We start from the raw sequence: 1,555 nt of genomic DNA on the forward strand, positions 1-1,555 counted from the left end.
CCCCGCAGGTGACCGCCGACCTGCTGACCGACTGCGCCCACCGGCTGCGGGAGGCGCCGGCCGTGCTCGGGCAGGCCGTCGACGGCGGCTGGTGGGTGCTTGGTCTGCGCAGCCCGGCGGCGGCCGAATGCCTGCGCGCCGTCCCGATGTCCCAGCCGGATACCGGATTGCTGACGTATCGAGCGTTGCACGACATGGGAATCGAGCCCTACGCGGCGCCGGTGCTCGCCGACTTCGACGTCGCCGACGACGTGGCCGTGGTGCGCGCGGCCTGCGGCCCGTCCAGCCGCTTCGCGGAGGTCACCCGCGCGGCCGGGCTGTAGCCCGCGAACCGCCGGGGCCGCCTACCAGTTCGTCACGATGACGGTGTTCAGCAGCACGGCGCCGGCGGCGTTGAGCGCCAGCCACACCCGGTGCGACCGGACGGGCAGCAGCGCGGGCGAAGCCGTGAGCCAGATCGTGAATGGCAGCCAGATGCGCTCCACCTCGGCCTTGCTGAGCATGCTCAGGTCGGCGCACGCGATGGCGGCCAGCACGCCCAGCAGCAGCAGGTGAAACCCGGAGCGGCGGCGGATGGCCGCCGCGTCGAACACCCGGCTGACGCCGGCGACGCTGCCCAGGCCGATCGCACACACGACGGACGCCAGGTTGGCCCAGCTCCAATACTGAAACGGGCGGTCCTTGGCGATGCCCTGCCAATACCGTTGCTGCACAAGGTTATAGCCGTCGAACCAGTAGAACCCCGCCACCGCAAAGGTTGACGCCACGGCCACGGCTGCCAGCGTGGCCGGGCCGAGCGCCCGCAGCGCCGCGCGCCAGTCGGCGGCCGAGGCCAGCACCGCCAGCGCCGGCAGGCCCATCAACATCAGGCCGTAGTTGCAGAACACGCCCCAGCCCAGCAGCAGCCCCGCGGCGGCGGCCACCAGCGCGGGGAAGCGGGTTCCGCGGTGCACCGCCACGGCCAGCAGCGCGATGCCCCATGCCGCCACCCCGGCGAAGTAGCCGTCGGCGGAGACCGCGATCCAGATCGCCGTCGGCGCCACCGCCACGAACGGCGCGGCGCGCCGCGCGGTCCGGTCGTCGGCCAGTGCGCGGACGGCGATCAGCACCGCGGCCGCCGCGCTGGACCCGGCCAGCAGGCACAGCAACCCCGCCCAGGCGCCCCCGTGCAGGCCGATCCGGTCCAGCCAGACGAACGTCAGCAGCGCCCCGGGCGGGTGCCCGGAGACGTGGGTGGTCCAGGAGTTCGGTTGGTAGTCGACGATCCGGCTCGCGAAGGTGCGCAGCGTGGCGGGGATGTCGGTGATGCCCGGCACCTGCGACAGGTACTCGTCGCGGGTGGTCAGCCGGCCGGCGAAGCCGCGCTGCCAGCCGTCGATCATCGCCAGCGCGAAGGCCCACCCGCAGGCGGTGGCCCACGTGCTCAGCGTCAGGAGCCGCCACGAAAGGCGTTGCGCCAGAAGTGGTCCCCACACCACCGCGGCGATCGCGATGGCGATGGCAGGCCCGGTGCCCCAGCTGGCGTGAATCTCCCAGGCGCCGAAGATCGGGGCGG

At 73.4% G+C, this 1,555-nt stretch carries 2 protein-coding genes; one reads left to right on the forward strand and one right to left on the reverse strand.

The window, feature by feature from the left end:
- Positions 1 to 323 (forward strand): DUF2064 domain-containing protein (locus A9X05_RS27910; protein WP_156737056.1); only part of this gene is annotated, 323 nt, incomplete at its 5' end.
- Positions 324 to 344: 21 nt separating this feature from the next.
- Here A9X05_RS27910 and A9X05_RS27915 read toward each other — a convergent pair.
- The coding region (locus tag A9X05_RS27915) for a hypothetical protein (RefSeq protein ID WP_197499227.1) at positions 345 to 1,555 on the reverse strand (1,211 nt) is incomplete at its 5' end.

Source organism: Mycobacterium sp. E3298, from assembly GCF_001666895.1.
Lineage (GTDB): Bacteria > Actinomycetota > Actinomycetes > Mycobacteriales > Mycobacteriaceae > Mycobacterium.